Below are 17,389 nucleotides of genomic sequence, written 5' to 3' on the forward strand. Positions count from 1 at the left end.
CCCTCAAAAAAATTTGCACGCCATCAGCGTGCATGAAGTTTTCACCACCAGCAAGTCGCTACAGGTCAATTTACATCATTTGTACCGCGGCAATCGCGCACATATCTTCGTATCCACCGCCAATGCGTAAACCGCGCACCGGACAGGCATCCAGGTAATCAATACCCACAGCAAGTTTAAGATGTTGATCAGGTATACGGGTATTGTTGGTAATGTCAAAGCAGTGCCAGCGGTCTTCCACCCAAACTTCGGCCCAGGCATGGGTCGCGACATGTGCAGAATCTTTGCTGTGCAGGTAACCGCTGACGTAGCGTGCCGGTATATTCAGGCTACGGCAGCAGCTCAGAAAGACATGAGTATGATCCTGGCACACTCCACTACCGGCGGCGAAAGCCTCAGCGGCACTGTCGGTCACAAGGGTAGAGCCAGGGGTGTAAGGCATCCTGAGCAGCAGGTCTCCCATCAGGTTTTCCAGGGTGGTCAGAATCGCCTGGGGTTGGTAATAGCGCAGGGCAAAAGCCTGAATCGCCGCATCGGGCTGGGTCAGCGGACTGTGGCGCAGGAAAACTAGCGGCGACAGATGCCCCTGAGCCTGATCTTCAATGCCGTGTTCAATCTCCACCACGCCATGTGCCTGAATGGTGATGGACTCATGCGGTTCATCGAGTGTCAGCACATGCATGATGTTGCCGAAGGCATCAGTGGTGCAAACCGCCTTATCCGGTAAGGTCAGTTCCCAGGATAGTATGCGTTGATGAGACGATTCCTGAGGCGTCAGCCGCAGGTACTGGATACTGCGTTGCACCGCCTGGTCGTAGCGATAATGCGTGTTGTGCTCAATGCTAAGTTTCATTGCGCCTCCAGATAAGTGTGATGAATACTTTCGGCGATCTCGTTTAACTGGGTGAGAAAGGCTTCCAGCCAGTTGTTCAGCCCGATTCTGCTGAGGTCTTTCATGGAACTGAAGCGCAGCTCAGCGTGCAGGATGTGCGCCAGGCGGCGTGGCTGGTTTGCACGGCCACCTATCAGCTCCAGTTGCTGAACCATATCGTTGATACACGCCAGCAACGAACGCGGCAGCTCGTTGCGCAGGATCATCAGTTCGGCGATGGTCTCCCGGCTCAGCGGCTGCTTATAAATACTATGGTAGGCTTCGCGCGCGCTTACCGCCTGCAGCAGTGTGTCCATGCGGTAATATTCGCGCACCGGATCGTCATCAATATCCATCAGTCTGTTTTTCACCTCCAGCAGACGGGCAGTGCCATCAGCCCGTTCCAGCAACGTCCCGAGACGAATAAAGTGCATCGCGTCACTGCGGAGCAGGGTACCGAACATGGCACCACGGAACAGATGAGATCGCTCTTTCACCCAGTCAAAGAAGGCATCGGCACCGTCTGAGCCTATGCCCTGACGGCGTATCGATTTCATCGCGATCCAGGTGGCATTGATACATTCCCAGACTTCGGATGACAGGCTGCCACGTACCGCATGCGCGTTGTTCCAGCCCATCTGCAGACAACTAAAAATGCTGCTGTAATTCCGGCTATCCAGGGCGAAAAAACTGACCAGATTGGGCATCGTCAGTGTCAGGTTGGTCTCAGCATACAGCTCGCTGGTGCTGGTCAGGTTGAGCGGTACCAGCAGATCATGATTACCCCCATTGCGGATTGGCATCATCGACAGCTTGTTGGTGACATCCAGTACCCTGGCGATATTTTCTGCCCGCTCCAGATAGCGGGCCATCCAATAGAGTTCACTGGCTGTCCGGCTCAGCATATATCATCCTCCAGTACCCAGGTGTCCTTGGTTCCGCCGCCCTGTGACGAATTGACGACCAGCGAACCTTCCGTCAACGCTACGCGGGTAAGGCCGCCGGGCACCAGTCGAATCTCCGCACCACTCAGCGCAAAGGGGCGGAGATCGATATGACGTGGGGCCAGGCCGTCGTTGACAAAAGTGGGACAGGTGGACAACGCCAGCGTGTTTTGCGCGATATAATTCTGCGGACGAGCCAGCAACAGGTCACGGAAGTGGGCGAGCTCAGCTTTGTTCGCGGCGGGTCCAATCAACATGCCGTAACCGCCAGCACCGTGAACCTCTTTCACGACCATTTTTTCGAGGTTGGCCAGCACATACGACAGCTCATTTTTATGTCTGCACTGCCAGGTTGGCACGTTATTGAGGATCGGTTCTTCCTGCAGATAAAAGCGCACCATATCCGGTACGTAGGGATAGATTGATTTGTCATCAGCTACGCCAGTGCCGATGGCGTTGGCCAGGACGACATTGCCAGCCCGGTAAACCGACAGCAGTCCCGGTACGCCGAGCATGGAGTCCGGGCGGAATGCCAGCGGATCGAGGAAGGCATCATCAACCCGACGATAGATGACATGTATTCTGCATGGCCCGGCAGTCGTGCGCATAAACAGCATGCCATCCTTAACGAACAGATCGGCGCTTTCAACCAGCTCAACGCCCATCTGCTGGGCCAGGAAGCTGTGTTCGAAGTAAGCGCTGTTAAAGCGGCCTGGGGTCAATACCACCACGGTGGGATCGTTAATGGGTGAGCTTTCGCGAAGCGTTTGTAGCAGATGCGACGGATAGCGTTCTACGGGAGCAATACGTTGCTGAGCAAAGAGTTCCGGATAGAGCCGCATCATCATTTTACGGTTTTCCAGCATATAGGAGACGCCGGAGGGGGTACGCAGGTTATCTTCCAGGACGTAATATTCGCCATCACTGTTGCGCACCATATCTACGCCAACAATATGCGCATAGATATCACGGTGGATATCAACACCTTGCATACAGGGTTGATACTGTTCGTTAGCCAGAACCTGTTCTGCCGGAATGATTCCCGCCTTCAGAATATGTTGTTCATGGTAGATATCGTAGAGGAAGGCGTTGAGTGCCTGCACACGCTGGCGAATGCCGGCATCGAGCATGGCCCATTCGGCGGCCGGTATAATACGTGGCACGCTGTCGAACGGGATCAACCGTTCAGCACCATTATCGTCATCGTAGACATTGAAGGTAATACCTACCCGGTGAAACAGGAGGGCGGCTTCTTCCCGCTTGCGCTGTACAGCCTGATGATCAGCCTGTTGCAGCCATTGCCAGTAGGCGGCGTAGTGGTCACGGTGCTCACCTTCAGCCAGAAGCATCTCATCAAAAAAGGGTGAAGCGGAGAGATTGATATTCAGCATCGTCACCTCGCAGACGTTAAAGGCTGTCAATCTACTCAAGCATAAAGTGTGCCAGCATCTGAAGAAGCGAAACGGTGCAAAGCGGTAATGTTGCAACGTCCAATGCCCTTTTTTGGTGCAGGCTCAGCGCGGGAGTGTCTTAATATGGCGCTTAGTGTGCCGTGGTGGAGAAAAACCACCTCCGCCATAACGATTCCGATCTGAGCTGGATCCCCGCGGAATCGATCAAACCTATCGAAGTGGTGCGCGGGCTAATGTCGTCCTTATACGGCTCCGATGCGCTGGGCGGATACTCCATCTGGAATACAGGCGAGTCGTATAAGGTGAATAAAACGGTAAAGATCCGCCCAGGGGTGCTGAATCTGACTGATAAAAATCTCAACCGTGACGACTATAGCGATAACGAAGATGGCAGCAGGTATGTCGCTGCGGTTGATGATAGTTTCTGGCGTAAGATTCTGACCGGGACGGTTGAGGTCCCGGCTGTTTTCTGTGTCCGCAGTCTGACTGACGGGATATTTTCAATGGCACTGCACGTCGTCGGGGAAGCTGTTTTACGAGCTTTATTCACTACCCGATAATCAGTGCGAAAGATTATTTTGCGCGTGCAGGAATCGCGTACGCCAGGGCTTGAGCACCCATAACGCCAGACCCGCGGTGATAAAGTCGAAGGTAATAGCGCAGCCAAAGACCAGGTGCCAGTTATGGGTGTGCTGATACATTAGTGCCGCCAGCGGACCGCCAAAGATTGCGCCGATACCCTGTGAGATATACAACCAACCATAGTTCGCTGAAGCATTTTCACTGCCAAAGGTGTCGGTCAGTGTGGATGGGAACAGCGAGAAGATTTCACCCCAGCCAAAGAACACTACGCCTGAAAGCAGTACGAATAGCAACGGATCTTCGCGGCAGGCAAGCCACAGCGTCATCGCAACACCTTCCAACGCGAAGGCAACAAACATGGTATTTTCGCGGCCGTAGCGGTCAGAAATAAAACCAAACAGTGGGCGTGTTAAACCGTTCGTGAAACGGTCGATAGTCAGCGCCAGGGGCAGCGCGGCCATACCGAAAATTACCGCCTTGCTGATGCCGAAGTCTTCGGCAAAAATTGCCATCTGCGAGGTCACCATCAGTCCCGATGTCGACATCATGGTCATCATGATGAACATCAGCCAGAACAGTGGCTGGCGCAGCATTTCTCCGGAGCTGAACTGGCGCTGGTCCGGCACGGGCGACGGTATTTTGTTGACCGACATCGTCATGCTGGTTTCAGGCAGTCTCAGGCTTTGACTGGCGAGAAAACCCACGGTGGCAAAGAGCAGGCCAAATAGGGTCATTGTCTGTTCCAGCCCGTAGCTGTTTAGAGAAATGGAAATCGGGAAGGTGGTAAAAATTGCCCCCATGCCGTAGCCCGCCGCCACGGTTCCGGCGGCAAAACCGCGCTGCTGTGGAAACCACTTCATTACCAGTCCCACCACGCCGATATAAACAATACCCGTACCCAGTCCGCCAAGGCAGCCATAGACCAGATACAGTGAAGTCAGGCTGTTGACCCGGGCGGCGATTACCCAGCTAAATCCCGCCATTAGTGTACCGATAGAGATCAGCAGGCGTGGACCAAAACGCTCTACCAGCCGACCCTGGAAGGGTGAGAAGAAGGTCTGCAAAATAATCAGCAGCGAGAACGTTACCTGTAGTTCCGCCAGTCCGACGCCGAGTTTGGCAATCATAGGTTTGGTTAACAGCGTCCAGACATACTGCGGGCTGGAAATTGACGCCATGCAAAGTAATCCAAGCAGAAACTGTACCCACTTGCTGTTTTTCGCTATTACCACCGGTTCGCTCATCAAGGCCATTATCTGTCTCCAAAATTACGCTTTGCTCTGCTTAACCACTTTTTTGTCGCATTACCTGCTAATGCTCAATCCCCGGAACCTTCATCCCGATACGCAGATGTAGACGTAAAGCCATTAGCAGGATGTGTGCCAGTTTGAAAAAGCCATTAAATTCAATTGGTAATGGAATGATTAGGGAAGTGAATGTTATGGAGTGCAAAAAATCAGTGCGCTGAGATGGTGCGTAGGAGAGGGTTGATTGCCAGAAAAGCCATCCGGTACCTTTTGATTTCCAGGATGATGCACTAATTGATTTCCGAGATGATGCACTAAAGACGTTTATCGAAAAAGTTGACCAGTTGCCTGAAATTCCCGGATTGGGGGTACAAAAAAGCCCGCAAGGCTTGTGCCGTGCGGGCTTTCAGGACTTCGATTAAGGTTCTGGTAACCATCAACCAGGAATTTTGGGCTGGCGGAATCTGAATAGACTGCGCAGGTTCATGTAAAATTGAGGTTTTATCTGATTCAACTTTGTTCCGTGTACCTAACCGTGTACCAATTATAGGATCTCATACTCCGGAACGGCTTTGCTAGGATAACTAACAGTCAGCCTAAAATCTGAATAAAATGATTTTGAGAAAAAGTGTTCACACTGTTCACTTTTGTTTTTTATTGATTAAATTCATTGGGTTAAGTGGTTTATGGTTTGAAGCGGGATGTACACTAGTGTGCACTAAGGGTGATCACCTTAGCCAAGATGATTAAAAGCGTCCTAAGCCACTATGCGCAATGTGAAGTTATTAGCCGCTGCTGTTGTCAATAGCCCGCTTTTGGCAATAGCAGAAGTTTGGAGTGACCTAGGGCGGATTAGGATGTTAGTTTAAAGGAGGAATGATAATGTTTAAAAGCATCGACAGCTTCTTATATTTTTCGCAGCTCATTAGGTGACATTCCTCTATGACTCCAATTCCTTCTAATCTTTTCGAAGTATATGCCTTATCGCTGCCCAGAGGTTTAGGATTTGGTGATGACCCTCCTGTAAATGCATGGGAGAGTAGTGATCGGATAACACTTTGTGCATTAACTCGTAACTGTCATAGTGGTAAGCATGGCATTCTTATAATGAGGCGTCGTGAAGATGATGTATGGACGGTACTGCGCAGGGAAACAAATTCCTTTAGTGAAGAAAACGCATTGGCAATAATTGGTAACGCGTGCAATGAATTCGCAGGTCGCGTTCCGTTGCCCCCGGGATCTAGACGACGTACACCTCTATGGGATACCAAAGGCGCGCAACCAAGTGGCATATTCAAAATGCTTGGACACCCCTCAAGAGCTCCTGGGGCATGGATGCTAAACCAACTATATCTGGCAATGCCTAATCCAGATTCTCACTGGGCAAGAGAGTGTCAGGGCGATAGTTTCCACACACGGATTTGGGAAGCCATGCTTCTAGCTAGTTTCCGCGAACAGGGTATGTTGGTAACTCAAGACCATGATTCTCCTGATTTCTATGTGGCAAATAGAGCAGGGGAAGAAGCCTGGGTAGAAGCCGTAACAGTTAATCCACCAGAGCGTTACGACCATGCCACGGCTGGACGCGACAAAGTTCCCGCAGATCTTAAAGAAAGAGTTTCAGGAATTGCCGCTGAACGCTACGCTCGGACCTTACGAAATAAATTGCGTAAAAATTATACTAGCTTGAAGCATGTCCAAGGCAAACCATTTGCTATTGCAGTAGCAGATTTTCACGCTCCAGGTTCAATGATGTGGAGTCGTGAGGCTCTCATGACCTACCTCTATGGATTTTATGGCAGAGAGAAAGAAAAAGATGGAAAGATTGTGGCTGTGCTCGAAATTATCGAATTCCTTTCGAGCGATCCGAATATACGTGCTGGCTTATTTATGTCGCGTGAAAACATAGAGCTTTCGGCGGTCATTTTTTCGAACGCAGCTACTTTATCCAAACTGAGCAGAGTACCTGTTTCCTCCGGAGTTTTAATTGATGGGTATCGCTATGTGAGAATTGGTAAATTCGCTGATGACTCTCCCGGTGCTGTGCGTGCTATTCCTTTTATTATGGACGTAACCAGCAACGAGTATCGTTCTTTGTGGAAGCCTTATAATCATGAGCCATGGACTGCGGAGATTGAAATATTTCATAACCCGAACGCGAAACATCCTCTGAGTACTGCGATATTTCCAGAGGCGACACATTGGATTCCAGAGAATGGCGAGATAGTTTGCAAACGTTATTATAAGTACAGCATACTTAGTAGCCAAACTCAGATACAACTTTCTCACACGCTCCTACCCTCGTTAGAGAGTTTCCTTGCTCAAGACATTAATGACGCTGACGATAAAATGAATTGATTTTATTCTGCTATGTCAGCCTAAAGTCGTTATATGAAAATATCCATTTCTGACTTCTTTTTCATCAGTGCAATTTATTATGTATACTGATAGCATTAGATGAGAAACATCATTGACCTTTTCCCATTTTTCATAAAGAAAGTTCTTAGCAATGTCCGCATATCGCTCATAGCAAACTCTGCCTAAGCGCACAGGCTGTTCCATGCGATTAGCGGACCTTGACGTAAAAATTTAGTTGTCGCTTCCTTAATAAATTAAGGTGTCCGATTTACTTGTTCTTCTGCTGGTACCACTTCTTCAGGTTGAGCTGCAACTTCTGAAATCGAGTTCAATATGTCACGAAGTCCTATTATTGTATTGCGCAAAGGCTCTAACAATTCTGGTTCTCGATCTGCTTGTTGTACTATCCATTCAGCAAATGTATCTTTACTTTCAGGAACTAGGCAAAGAACGTGGTAATGTAAATGGTCATCTCTTTCATTTATGTAATCAGCTATTTTCTCAAAGTTATCTGTGAAAAATTCACTATGCGGTTTTTTAGTAAGAGTTAGAAAACCCGCTTCTGATGCTCGATGCTTCACCTCTGCAGTGAATATATTCTCCAAGCACCCAGGCCAAAATGCTTTTTCTACTCTACAGCTAGTCATCAATTGCTGAAGTTCATGAACAAATGGTAATCGACACCAATAAACTTTGTTGGAATTGTCCTGTACCCAAGCGCCTCCATCACCTAATCTTCTATTTTTATAAAGATCACGCCCTTCTTTATCGTTATCAACTAATGCAAAAACAGCTCGTCCAGGTGCTAACGTGCTGATAACTTTTCCATTGCTTGCAAGAGCTTCCATTTTAGTTGTGCCTCCGCCAGATTCGAAAGTGAAAGGTATGTCACCTCCGATAAATAGCTCCCATGCCTTTGTAAATACAGCTGCGTCTGTGGCACCTTCAACAAAAACGATTGACGCATTATGCTGTACTAACTCTTGCTCCAAAGAAGTTCTTAACGCTTTAGACCTTTCTATCTCTGCATGGGCCTGTTCAAGGTAACTACTAATTACTGGAAGATGTGGTGTCTCACCCATTAACTCACTTGGGAGTTGCATTGAATCATTAGATAATTCTTTGACAGCAGAGTTCAAACGCCCCATATGTTCGTGCGTTTTAGAAACGAAATATTTGCTAACGCCATTATCTTTAAGTGAAAAAAAAGCAGGGCTATGACTAGTTAAGAATATTTGTTTGTTATTAGCTTTGCCAAGCTCAAGAAAGGTTTTAGCTTCCTCAATAGCACTAGCGAGCTCAAGTGAATTTTCAGGCTCTTCAAAACCCCATATATGGTATTCCTTTAAACTATTGTCGGATAAAAATGAAAGAATCTGAGGGATATGTCTTACTTGAATGCCATCGCCGCGTTGTAAAGTCAAACTGTATGAATCACCTTCTTCTGAAGTAACTTCAAAGTCTAATGATTTAAATAAGTCAGTTAGATCTCTAGGCGTAGAAACAGAACTATTTATCTTGAGAGAGCTTAAAAGTCCTTGGGTTAATTGTTCGGTTCTATTTCTTAGAGCTTCGGTGAAATTTACTAATGAACCGGAAAACTCAACGTGCTCAGAAATAACCTTGTAAATTTCTGCTTGCAGTCCTTCAAATATCTTTCTGTCTTTAATTGCTGGTATGTAATGAAATTGTATTTTATTAAGAAACCTTGTTAAATATTGCTGTAGATTAGGTTGAGTTATGGAAGAATAAAATTTTGGTTCTTCTTGATTAGTAATGCTCCACTGTTTCTTAACCCAAAATGAGTCTCCCAATGATGCTCTCCAGTTTACTGGGGTCGTGAACCAAATTTTCACATAAACAAACTTCCTTATATCATTTTCTGGTGTTGCCTCAGAGCGGCGAGCATGTGAAAAGTCACGGTCAAAACGAAAAGCTTGATTTGGATTTGTTTCATTTCTAAAAAATAAATTTAGAGCTCGTAAAACGTTACTTTTTCCAGCATCGTTTCTCCCGAAAATAATATTAGTCCCCGAGCAATTATTTAAATCATCTTTATAAATAGAACGAAAGTATGCGATTTCCACTTGCTTTATGAGTTTCATTAATACCACCCTAATAAAATTTTTATTCAAAACACCCTAAAGTACTTTTCTCAGAGGATATTTATAACAAAATCAACATTACTAAGCGATCTTAATGTAAGCAGATTGAACATTTATACTTTGAGCCAACTATTCGAAGCGTGGCTGAACAAATCAACGTCAGCACAACACTCATAACGAACCTTGGCTGACATTGAAAATTGCATCAAATAAAAACCGGCCAAAGCCGGTTTACATAGAATGATGTTATCAGGCGCTACATGCGGGCAACCAATCTGCCTCACTATCCTCATGTAACGTGAGGTTGGTTTGTATGCCGTTATTTGTCCGGCGTTTGAGCAGCACGCGCTCGTACTCTTTCAGTGTCTGCGGCACCGCCTGGCCGAAAGCCGTCAGGCTGAGCGGGTGCTGATGACCGCGCGATTCCATAAACGACAAGTACGCATGATAGAGATAGCGTTTCGGGTTAATCGGGCGAATGTTAGCGTTGCCGATAAACAACCCGTTCGGTGTGCTCAGCGGCATCAGGTAGCCACAGAAATCGACCAGCGGATCGGCCTGTCGCTTTATCTCCAGTGCTTCGCCGGATGTTTGCTGCGCCTGCAACAGCTCGCGTGCTTCATCGGGTGACGCGAAGCGCTGCATTAGATGGCGAACAATCACGGCCAGCTCGGCGCTGATTTTGTCCAGCAGCTGCGGATCGCGCTCTTTAGCCGGTATCACCTCCGGGAAGGTCAGGATTACCCGGCGACGCGAAACTCCACCGCTGCGATCGCTGAAACGCATCGGGTTGTTGTTCACTGCCAGAATTACCGCCGGGATGTGGGTTGAGTAGGGATCGCGATACTTGGGATCGATGGCTACCGCATCACCGCCGGTAATCGCCTTAATGCCCGCGCCGTCGCCGCTCCACTTTTCCTGGTCGGGCAGGATAATCAGCGAGTAGCCAATCACCACCACACGTTCGCGCGACGACTCCAGCGTGTCGATGGTCGCGGCCGTGGTGTTGTCCGTTCCGGCCAGCATGGTGGCGATTTCCGCCATGATGCTTTTACCACTGTCGCCGCCGGTGACCTCAAGAAACCTCTTCCAGCCATACCCGGCTTGCCAGCACCATAAATGACAATTCGCAAAATCACAGACACAAAAAAGCCCGCGAGGCTTTCACCTTGCGGGCTTTCAGGACTTCGATGATGGTTCTGGTAACCATCAACCAAGAATTTTGGTGGAGCTGGCGGGAGTTGAACCCGCGTCCGAAATTACTACACCGTCGGCACTACATGCTTAGTCAGTTTTTACATTCGCCGGTTAGCTGCGAACAGACACGCCACTAACAGACTAGCCTGATTGGATTTAACGCTTCAACCCCAGGCAAGGCATCCACGCGATCTCTTTTGGGTTTGACTTCTCTTGATCCCCGTCTTAAGAGCGGAAGCTAGGGAGAGAAGGCTCTAAGCAGGTTATTAAGCTGCTAGTGCGTAGTTTTCGTCGTTTGCGACTATTTTTTTGCGGCTTTTTACGAGGCAAACCGCCCCTCGGCATGCTCCTAAGGCTTCACAATCCCGTCGAATCCAGAATCAGCCCCAGAACTTCAAATACTAGCAAAAAATCGGGTCAGAATCCAGCGCTAACGCTTTGAATTCTTCATGATACGGGCTTTATCCAGTTGCCATTCACGGTCTTTGATATCGTCACGTTTATCATGCTCTTTCTTACCGCGTGCAACACCAATCTTCAGTTTACACCAGGCGTTCTTCCAGTAGAGCGAGAGCGCCACGATGGTATAACCTTCGCGATTGACGCGGCCATACAGTGAATCCAGCTCACGTTGCTTCAGCAGCAGCTTACGGCTGCGCGTGGGATCGCACACCACATGGCTGGAAGCAACGGCTAAGGGTTGAAAGGTTGAACCAAACAGGAACGCTTCGCCATCGCGCAGCAGAATATAGCTGTCGCTGATGTTGGCTTTGCCGGCACGAAGTGATTTAACTTCCCATCCTTGCAACGATAATCCCGCTTCATACTCCTCTTCGATGAAGTATTCGTGGCGGGCGCGTTTGTTCATGGCAACAGTGGCAGAACCGGGTTTGTGTGATTTTTTCTTTGTCATAGTGCGGCGTATTTTACATCACTTAGTCGGTTATCGCATCCCCAGTCCAGCGGGGCAGCAGGAAACGAGATATTCTAGCACACCCTTACTCGGGGGCATTTTTGTTTAATCGCTGAAAATGCTATTATTCAGCGGTTTCGTGATGAACAGGAACCATTATGGCTCAGATTAGTCGTTCGGCGCTGGTCCCGTTTAGTGCCGGGCAGATGTACAAACTTGTAAATGATGTGGATGCTTATCCGCAATTCCTGCCGGGTTGCACCGGAAGCCGCGTGCTGGATGCGTCAGAGAATCAGATGACCGCGTCCGTGGATGTGTCGAAAGCTGGCATCAGCAAAACATTTACTACCCGAAATACCCTGACGGATAACCAGAGCATCCACATGCAGCTGGTTGACGGGCCGTTCCGTAAGCTGACCGGCGGCTGGAAATTCATCTCACTGGGCGATGATGCCTGCAAGGTGGAGTTAAGCCTGGAGTTTGAATTTACCAACATGCTAGTCGAGATGGCCTTTGGTCGAATCTTCAAAGAGCTGGCCAACAGCATGGTGCAGGCGTTCACGCAGCGCGCCAAAGAGGTCTACAGTGCCTGATATTTCGGTTGAGGTGGTCTATGCGCTGCCTGAAAAGCAATATCAGCTCTATGTCAAAGTGGAGCAGGGCAGCACGGTGGAGCAGGCGATAGAGCAATCCGGAATACTGGAGCTGCGCCGCGAAATCGACCTCAGCAGCAACAAAGTGGGTATCTACAGCCGGGCAGTGAAGCTCAGTGATGTGGTTGATGAAGGCGATAGGATTGAAATCTATCGACCGCTGATCGCCGATCCTAAAGAGCTGCGTCGTCAACGCGCAGAACGCTCAGCATCCGGTAAAAAGTAAGCAGCAGATCACCAGGTCCTGATGATCAGCAGCATAAAAAAAGGCGCTCAGTGCGCCTTTTTTACTGTCTGCCGTTGGGTTAGTCGCTTTTTTGCGCCAGATTCGGCTTGTTGTCGATATTGGTCAGAACGCCGTTGCCATCAAAGTTGAGCGTCAGCGTCTGCTGCTGTACGCGCTCATGGCCTGGTTCCTGACGGAAAACGTAATACCAGACGTTGCTGCCAAACGGATCTTTCATCATTGGCGTACCGAGCGTGTAAGCCACCTGCTGCTGTGTCATACCGGTGTGAATCTTGGCCACATCATTGGCAACCAGATAGTTTCCCTGGTTGATATCAGGACGATATACCACGCGCTCTAAGGTGGAACATCCGGCGGTCATCATCAACATTACCACTGCCGCGGCAGTCAGCGTTTTACAGCGCATCTATACATTCCTTTTCCGGGGCCAAACGCCTTTTACAGGCTGTTTTTTTGCCAACAAAATCTGAACTCTGCCTGCGGCAGGCTTTATTACTTTGGCGACATAAGTGCCGATGATAATAAACCTTTTCGCTATTGGAAACCTCTACAGAGCATGCATATGACCACGGTAGGTTAAAAAAGTGCGCTATCAGGCGGCTAAAAGTTCTTTGGCATTCGCCAGGGTGTTGCGTGTGACCTCGCTACCGCCCAGCAGGCGTGCCAGTTCCTGCAGCCGTGCACGCTTGTCCAGCGGCTGCATATGGGTTTCGGTCATTGCGCCATCGGTCTCTTTGCTGACAAAGAAATGCTGATGACCGCAGCCCGCCACCTGTGGCAGGTGGGTGACACACATCACCTGCGTTGACTCACCCAGCTGACGCAGCAGTTTACCCACCACGGCGGCAGTCGGACCGCTGATCCCGACATCAACTTCATCGAAAATCATCGCTGGCGTCTCCATTTTCTTCGCGGTGATCACCTGAATCGCCAGCGCGATACGGGAGAGCTCACCACCGGACGCGACTTTACCCAGCGGCTGCAGCGGCTGGCCGGGATTCGTGGTCACCTGGAAGTCGATGCGGCTGGCGCCCTCTGCAGTCAGCTGATCCGGGTTAAAGGTCAGCGCAATCTTAAACTGGCCGTGCGGCATAGAGAGCAGATGCATACTCTGGGTAATCAGCTGCTGCAGCTCTTCAGCGTACTGTGTGCGCTGCTGATGAAGCTGCTCAGCGCTTAACAGGGCAGCCTGATAGTGTTCGCCGACCAGCGACTGCAGGCTCTCCTGATCGCTTTCATGCTGTGACAGCAGCTCCGCTTCAGCCAGCAACTGCTGATGCAGTTCAGGCAGGTTTTCCGGCGTGACGTGATGCTTACGCGCCAGGGCGATCTGGCGTGAAATGCGCAGCTCCAGTTCATACAGGCGATTAGGATCGAGATCGAGGCTGTCGCAGTAGTGACGCAATTCGTCGCTGGCTTCACTCAGCTGAATGGCCGCTTCTTCCAGCAGGTTGTAGACACCGTTCAGTTTCTCATCCAGCGAGGTCAGCTCAGAGAGCATCTCACGGGCGCTGTAGAGCAGGCTGCAGAGATTGTTGTCGTCACTGTCCGCAAGTAGCTGCAGCGCCTGTTGGCTGGTCGACAGCAGCTGTCCGCTATTGGCGAGCCGCTTGTACTCTTCGTCAATCTGCTCATATTCGCCAGCCTGCGGCGCAAACTCGTTCAGCTCTTTCAACTGATACTGCAACAGTTCACGACGCGCTTCACGCTCCTGCGCCTGCTGCTGATGCAGCGCCAGGGTGCGGCAGCTCTGGTGCCAGGTCTGATAGTGGGTGCGCATGCGCTGCAGCAGATCGTCATGACCGGCGTAGGCATCCAGCAGATGTTTCTGATGCTCAGGCTTGAGCAGCAGCTGGTGCGCATGCTGACCGTGAATCTGAATCAGTAACTGACCAAGGTCGCGCAACTGTGACAGCGGCACCGCCGTGCCGTTGATGAACCCGCGTGAACGTCCGTCAGCGCTAATCACCCGGCGCAGCAGACACTCATTGCCATCGTCCAGATGATTATCTACCAGCCAGCGCTGAGCAGAAGGGGAGGATTTAAGCTGAAAGCGGGCGCAAAGATCGGCCCGGCTGGCACCCTGACGCACCATGTCGGCATCGGCCCGACCGCCAAGGCATAATCCCAGCGCATCAATCGCGATAGATTTACCGGCACCGGTCTCACCCGTGATTGCTGTCATACCGCGTTGGAAATCAATGTCGAGCTCACGAACGATAGCGAAATTACTGATGGTCAGTTGGGCCAGCATAGGTTCACCTGTATGAATAAACACATATGGTTTTTCATACAGTATAAACTGGAATTTTATCCAGTAAAGAGGCGGCGTGCCTTTTCAGAATAATTTTTTTGACCAGCCTAGTTTTGAACTCAGCGTATTGAAATAGCTGTAGTTTTTGGGGTGGATCAGATTAAGGTGACTGGCGCTGCGTCGAATCAGCACATCTTCGCCTTCCTGGATCGGCAGCGCGATCTGGCTGTCACAGCTGATCTCCAGGTCGCTGCGGCGTGAAGAAAAGCGCAACCGGATGGTACTGCTGCTGTTAATCACCAGCGGACGGGCCGACAGCGTATGCGGGAACATCGGCACCAGCACAATCGCCTCCAGCGAGGGCGTGAGTATCGGGCCGCCAGCAGAAAGCGAATAGGCGGTTGAGCCAGTAGGCGTAGAGATAATCAGCCCATCGGAGCGCTGGGAAAAGGCAAACACTTCATCGATATACACTTCAAACTCGATCATGTGCGCCACTTTACCGGGATGCAGCACCACTTCATTAATGGCCGAGCCAATGCGTGGCGAGCAGTCAGATTTACACACCTGCGCTTCCAGTAGAAAACGGCTTTCAACGAAGTAGTTGCCCTGTAACACTTCATCCAGCTGCTGTTGCGCATTGTCCGGATCGAGATCGGTCAGAAAGCCGAGATTACCGCGGTTAATGCCAATCACTTTGATGTCATAGCGCGCCAGCACGCGGGCCGCGCCCAGCATATTGCCGTCGCCGCCGACCACCACCGCCAGATCGGCCTGTTGACCAATCTCCGCCAGCGTACCGGTCTGAACGTCGTGTAGCGCCAGCTCCTGCGCGATTTGCTTCTCTACGATCACTTGATAACCTTTGGCGGTCAGCCAGCGCCAGAGCATCTCATGCGTGGTTAACGCGGTGGGATGGCGTGGATGACCCACAATACCAATGCAGTTAAAGTGTTTGTTCATCGAGTGGGTGTTCCTTATAAGCCAAAACGGCAAGGCAATGTGATAGGTTCCCTTGAAACCGTCAAACCGATCCCCATAATAAGCCAACCAGCGAAATGAATGTGCAAAACGCGGAGAAATTCATGAGTAGTAAAGAACAGAACACCCCAAACGAGCAAGTCTCAGACGAAATTCAGCAGGATCAGCAGCAACCTCAGGAAGCGGAGACAGCAGCAGAGGTGGATCCGCGTGATGAGCGTATCGCTCAGCTCGAAGCTGAATTAGCGCAGTCGCAAACCGGCGTGCGTGACGCACAGCTGCGTGCGCAGGCTGAGATTGAGAACATTCGTCGCCGTGCCGAAATGGACGTCGAGAAGGCGCATAAATTCGCTCTGGAGAAATTTGCCAACGAATTGCTGCCGGTGATCGACAGTCTTGAGCGTGCGCTGGAAGTGGCGAATAAAGAAGACGCGCAGCTGGCGCCAATGATCGAAGGGATTGAACTGACCCTGAAGGGTCTGCTCGGCGCAGTGCGTAAATTCGGCGTTGAAGTGGTCGGCGAAACCGGCGTGCCGTTCAATCCGGAAGTGCATCAGGCGATGTCGATGATGGAGTCTGAAGAGTTCGAACCTAACCAGGTGATGCTGGTGATGCAACGTGGCTACACGCTGAATGGTCGCTTACTGCGTCCGGCGATGGTGGCGGTTGCCAAAGCCAAAGGCTGATTTCACGCCTGAATCCGTTCCACGGCCGCGCACTGTCGCGGCCGTGTGCTTTGCGGCTTACGCAGGCAATACCGGCGTCCAGTCAATCGGTTCCTGACCGGCGTCGCGCAGTATCGCGTTGGTTTTCGAGAAGTGCTGACAGCCAAAAAAGCCCCGATGCGCCGAGAGCGGCGAAGGATGCGGCGCCTGCAATACGTGATGGCGCTGACGGTCAATAATGCTGCCTTTCTTCTGCGCGTGCGATCCCCACAGCAGGAACACCACTCCTTCCCGATGCTGGTTAATCGCAGCAATCACATTATCGGTAAAGGTTTCCCAGCCAAATCGCGCATGGGAATGGGCCTTACCGGCTTCCACCGTTAATACCGTGTTCAGCAGCATCACACCCTGTTTTGCCCAGCTTTCCAGAAAACCGTGGTTCGGTTTTTCAAAGCCTGGAATGTCCTGCAACAGCTCTTTATAGATGTTCTGCAGCGACGGCGGCACCTGAACGCCAGGCAAGACCGAAAAGGCCAGACCATGTGCCTGATGAGGGCCGTGATACGGGTCCTGACCGAGAATCACCACTTTAACGTCGCCTAATTCTGTCAGGCGAAAGGCGTTGAACACATCCTTTTGCGGCGGATAAACCGTCACGCCGGCGGCACGCTCATCGGCCACTAATTTCAGCGTCTCGGTGAAATAGGGTTTCTGTTTCTCTTCAGCCAGCACGTCGTGCCAGGTCAGCTTTTCAGCCATAATTAACTCCCTTGAGGTGTGTGCGGTAAGCTTAGCCGTTCCTGCTGCTGAGCTGAAGGGCAAAAATATTTTTAATAATGCAAAAAAAGTTAATGTCGGCAGGGTTGTGAGATCAAACAGTTAGCGGAAAAGGGCGATTTCTGGCTGGCTAAAATTGACCCAGGTCAAAGCTGCTTCTGCGGAGGAGTGGTATACCGGGGC

Annotated in this window: 14 protein-coding genes, 1 other RNA gene and 2 pseudogenes; 5 read left to right on the forward strand and 12 right to left on the reverse strand. The window is 50.4% G+C overall.

The features are described from left to right. Window positions 1-70 precede the first annotated feature (70 nt). The 3 genes from LZU96_RS05200 to LZU96_RS05210 are packed head-to-tail and all read right to left on the reverse strand — an operon-like array spanning window position 71 to window position 3,206. Window positions 71-853, reverse strand: coding sequence for a transglutaminase family protein (locus LZU96_RS05200; RefSeq protein WP_233987343.1), 783 nt, complete (start codon window positions 851-853; stop codon window positions 71-73). Then, on the reverse strand, window positions 850-1,776 hold the full coding sequence (locus LZU96_RS05205) for an alpha-E domain-containing protein (RefSeq protein WP_233987344.1): 927 nt from the start codon (window positions 1,774-1,776) through the stop codon (window positions 850-852). Before LZU96_RS05205 ends, LZU96_RS05200 begins: the two co-directional genes overlap by 4 nt. Continuing rightward, complete coding sequence (locus LZU96_RS05210; protein ID WP_233988132.1) at window positions 1,770-3,206, reverse strand: circularly permuted type 2 ATP-grasp protein; 1,437 nt, start codon at window positions 3,204-3,206, stop codon at window positions 1,770-1,772. Before LZU96_RS05210 ends, LZU96_RS05205 begins: the two co-directional genes overlap by 7 nt. A 182-nt stretch (window positions 3,207-3,388) precedes the next feature. Between LZU96_RS05210 and LZU96_RS05215 the strand changes: the two are divergent. Continuing rightward, window positions 3,389-3,787: pseudogene (locus tag LZU96_RS05215) on the forward strand (TonB-dependent receptor plug domain-containing protein); the annotation flags it as partial. On the opposite strand, the gene oxlT reads toward LZU96_RS05215, so the two are convergent. Next, complete coding sequence (gene oxlT, locus LZU96_RS05220) at window positions 3,788-5,062, reverse strand: oxalate/formate MFS antiporter (protein WP_233987345.1); 1,275 nt, start codon at window positions 5,060-5,062, stop codon at window positions 3,788-3,790. It lies immediately after the preceding pseudogene. A gap of 936 nt (window positions 5,063-5,998) precedes the next feature. Here oxlT and LZU96_RS05225 point away from each other — a divergent pair. Beyond that, window positions 5,999-7,414: a hypothetical protein gene (locus LZU96_RS05225; protein ID WP_233987346.1), complete on the forward strand. Its 1,416-nt coding sequence runs from the start codon at window positions 5,999-6,001 to the stop codon at window positions 7,412-7,414. Between the two features lie 254 nt (window positions 7,415-7,668). On the opposite strand, the gene LZU96_RS05230 is transcribed toward LZU96_RS05225, so the two are convergent. From LZU96_RS05230 to smpB, 4 genes and pseudogenes are all read right to left on the reverse strand, one after another. Continuing rightward, the gene (locus LZU96_RS05230) at window positions 7,669-9,519 is read right to left on the reverse strand and encodes an ATP-dependent nuclease (RefSeq protein WP_233987347.1); all 1,851 of its coding nucleotides are present in this window, start codon (window positions 9,517-9,519) and stop codon (window positions 7,669-7,671) included. A 249-nt stretch (window positions 9,520-9,768) separates the two neighbouring features. Beyond that, window positions 9,769-10,639: pseudogene (locus tag LZU96_RS05235) on the reverse strand (DNA primase family protein); the annotation flags it as partial. 103 nt (window positions 10,640-10,742) lie between these two features. Then, window positions 10,743-11,104: a transfer-messenger RNA gene (ssrA, locus tag LZU96_RS05240) on the reverse strand. Window positions 11,105-11,146: 42 nt separating this feature from the next. Next, window positions 11,147-11,629, reverse strand: a complete 483-nt coding sequence (gene smpB / locus LZU96_RS05245; RefSeq protein WP_159861142.1) for an SsrA-binding protein SmpB — start codon at window positions 11,627-11,629, stop codon at window positions 11,147-11,149. A 158-nt stretch (window positions 11,630-11,787) separates the two neighbouring features. On the opposite strand from smpB, the gene LZU96_RS05250 reads away from it, so the two are divergent. Next, window positions 11,788-12,222 (forward strand): type II toxin-antitoxin system RatA family toxin, encoded by a 435-nt coding sequence (locus LZU96_RS05250; RefSeq protein WP_031376296.1) that lies wholly within the window; start codon window positions 11,788-11,790, stop codon window positions 12,220-12,222. Next, the gene (locus LZU96_RS05255; protein ID WP_233987348.1) at window positions 12,215-12,508 is read left to right on the forward strand and encodes an RnfH family protein; all 294 of its coding nucleotides are present in this window, start codon (window positions 12,215-12,217) and stop codon (window positions 12,506-12,508) included. The genes LZU96_RS05250 and LZU96_RS05255 overlap by 8 nt, the downstream gene beginning before the upstream one ends. A gap of 79 nt (window positions 12,509-12,587) precedes the next feature. Here the strand turns inward: LZU96_RS05255 and bamE are convergent, their stop codons facing one another. The 3 genes from bamE to nadK form a co-directional block, all read right to left on the reverse strand. After that, complete coding sequence (gene bamE, locus LZU96_RS05260; protein ID WP_031376294.1) at window positions 12,588-12,935, reverse strand: outer membrane protein assembly factor BamE; 348 nt, start codon at window positions 12,933-12,935, stop codon at window positions 12,588-12,590. A gap of 186 nt (window positions 12,936-13,121) precedes the next feature. Then, window positions 13,122-14,783, reverse strand: a complete 1,662-nt coding sequence (gene recN, locus LZU96_RS05265; RefSeq protein ID WP_233987349.1) for a DNA repair protein RecN — start codon at window positions 14,781-14,783, stop codon at window positions 13,122-13,124. An 84-nt stretch (window positions 14,784-14,867) separates the two neighbouring features. After that, window positions 14,868-15,746 (reverse strand): NAD(+) kinase, encoded by an 879-nt coding sequence (gene nadK / locus LZU96_RS05270; RefSeq protein WP_031376292.1) that lies wholly within the window; start codon window positions 15,744-15,746, stop codon window positions 14,868-14,870. 122 nt (window positions 15,747-15,868) lie between these two features. Between nadK and grpE the strand changes: the two genes are divergently transcribed. After that, window positions 15,869-16,450, forward strand: a complete 582-nt coding sequence (gene grpE / locus LZU96_RS05275; protein WP_031376291.1) for a nucleotide exchange factor GrpE — start codon at window positions 15,869-15,871, stop codon at window positions 16,448-16,450. 57 nt (window positions 16,451-16,507) lie between these two features. Here grpE and ung read toward each other — a convergent pair whose 3' ends face one another. Next, window positions 16,508-17,188: a uracil-DNA glycosylase gene (gene ung / locus LZU96_RS05280; protein WP_233987350.1), complete on the reverse strand. Its 681-nt coding sequence runs from the start codon at window positions 17,186-17,188 to the stop codon at window positions 16,508-16,510. Window positions 17,189-17,389 lie beyond the last annotated feature (201 nt).

Source organism: Pantoea agglomerans, from assembly GCF_021397715.1.
GTDB classification, from domain to species: Bacteria; Pseudomonadota; Gammaproteobacteria; order Enterobacterales; family Enterobacteriaceae; genus Pantoea; species Pantoea astica.

What these genes read in the sequence shown, in the direction of transcription:
- nadK (WP_031376292.1), bottom strand. Translation starts at nt 15,746, where the DNA reads ATGAACAAACACTTTAACTGCATTGGTATTGTGGGTCATCCACGCCAT.
- grpE (WP_031376291.1), top strand. Translation starts at nt 15,869, where the DNA reads ATGAGTAGTAAAGAACAGAACACCCCAAACGAGCAAGTCTCAGACGAA.
- LZU96_RS05200 (WP_233987343.1), bottom strand. Translation starts at nt 853, where the DNA reads ATGAAACTTAGCATTGAGCACAACACGCATTATCGCTACGACCAGGCG.
- LZU96_RS05210 (WP_233988132.1), bottom strand. Translation starts at nt 3,206, where the DNA reads ATGCTGAATATCAATCTCTCCGCTTCACCCTTTTTTGATGAGATGCTT.
- oxlT (WP_233987345.1), bottom strand. Translation starts at nt 5,062, where the DNA reads ATGGCCTTGATGAGCGAACCGGTGGTAATAGCGAAAAACAGCAAGTGG.
- LZU96_RS05225 (WP_233987346.1), top strand. Translation starts at nt 5,999, where the DNA reads ATGACTCCAATTCCTTCTAATCTTTTCGAAGTATATGCCTTATCGCTG.
- LZU96_RS05205 (WP_233987344.1), bottom strand. Translation starts at nt 1,776, where the DNA reads ATGCTGAGCCGGACAGCCAGTGAACTCTATTGGATGGCCCGCTATCTG.
- ung (WP_233987350.1), bottom strand. Translation starts at nt 17,188, where the DNA reads ATGGCTGAAAAGCTGACCTGGCACGACGTGCTGGCTGAAGAGAAACAG.
- smpB (WP_159861142.1), bottom strand. Translation starts at nt 11,629, where the DNA reads ATGACAAAGAAAAAATCACACAAACCCGGTTCTGCCACTGTTGCCATG.
- recN (WP_233987349.1), bottom strand. Translation starts at nt 14,783, where the DNA reads ATGCTGGCCCAACTGACCATCAGTAATTTCGCTATCGTTCGTGAGCTC.
- bamE (WP_031376294.1), bottom strand. Translation starts at nt 12,935, where the DNA reads ATGCGCTGTAAAACGCTGACTGCCGCGGCAGTGGTAATGTTGATGATG.
- LZU96_RS05250 (WP_031376296.1), top strand. Translation starts at nt 11,788, where the DNA reads ATGGCTCAGATTAGTCGTTCGGCGCTGGTCCCGTTTAGTGCCGGGCAG.
- LZU96_RS05230 (WP_233987347.1), bottom strand. Translation starts at nt 9,519, where the DNA reads ATGAAACTCATAAAGCAAGTGGAAATCGCATACTTTCGTTCTATTTAT.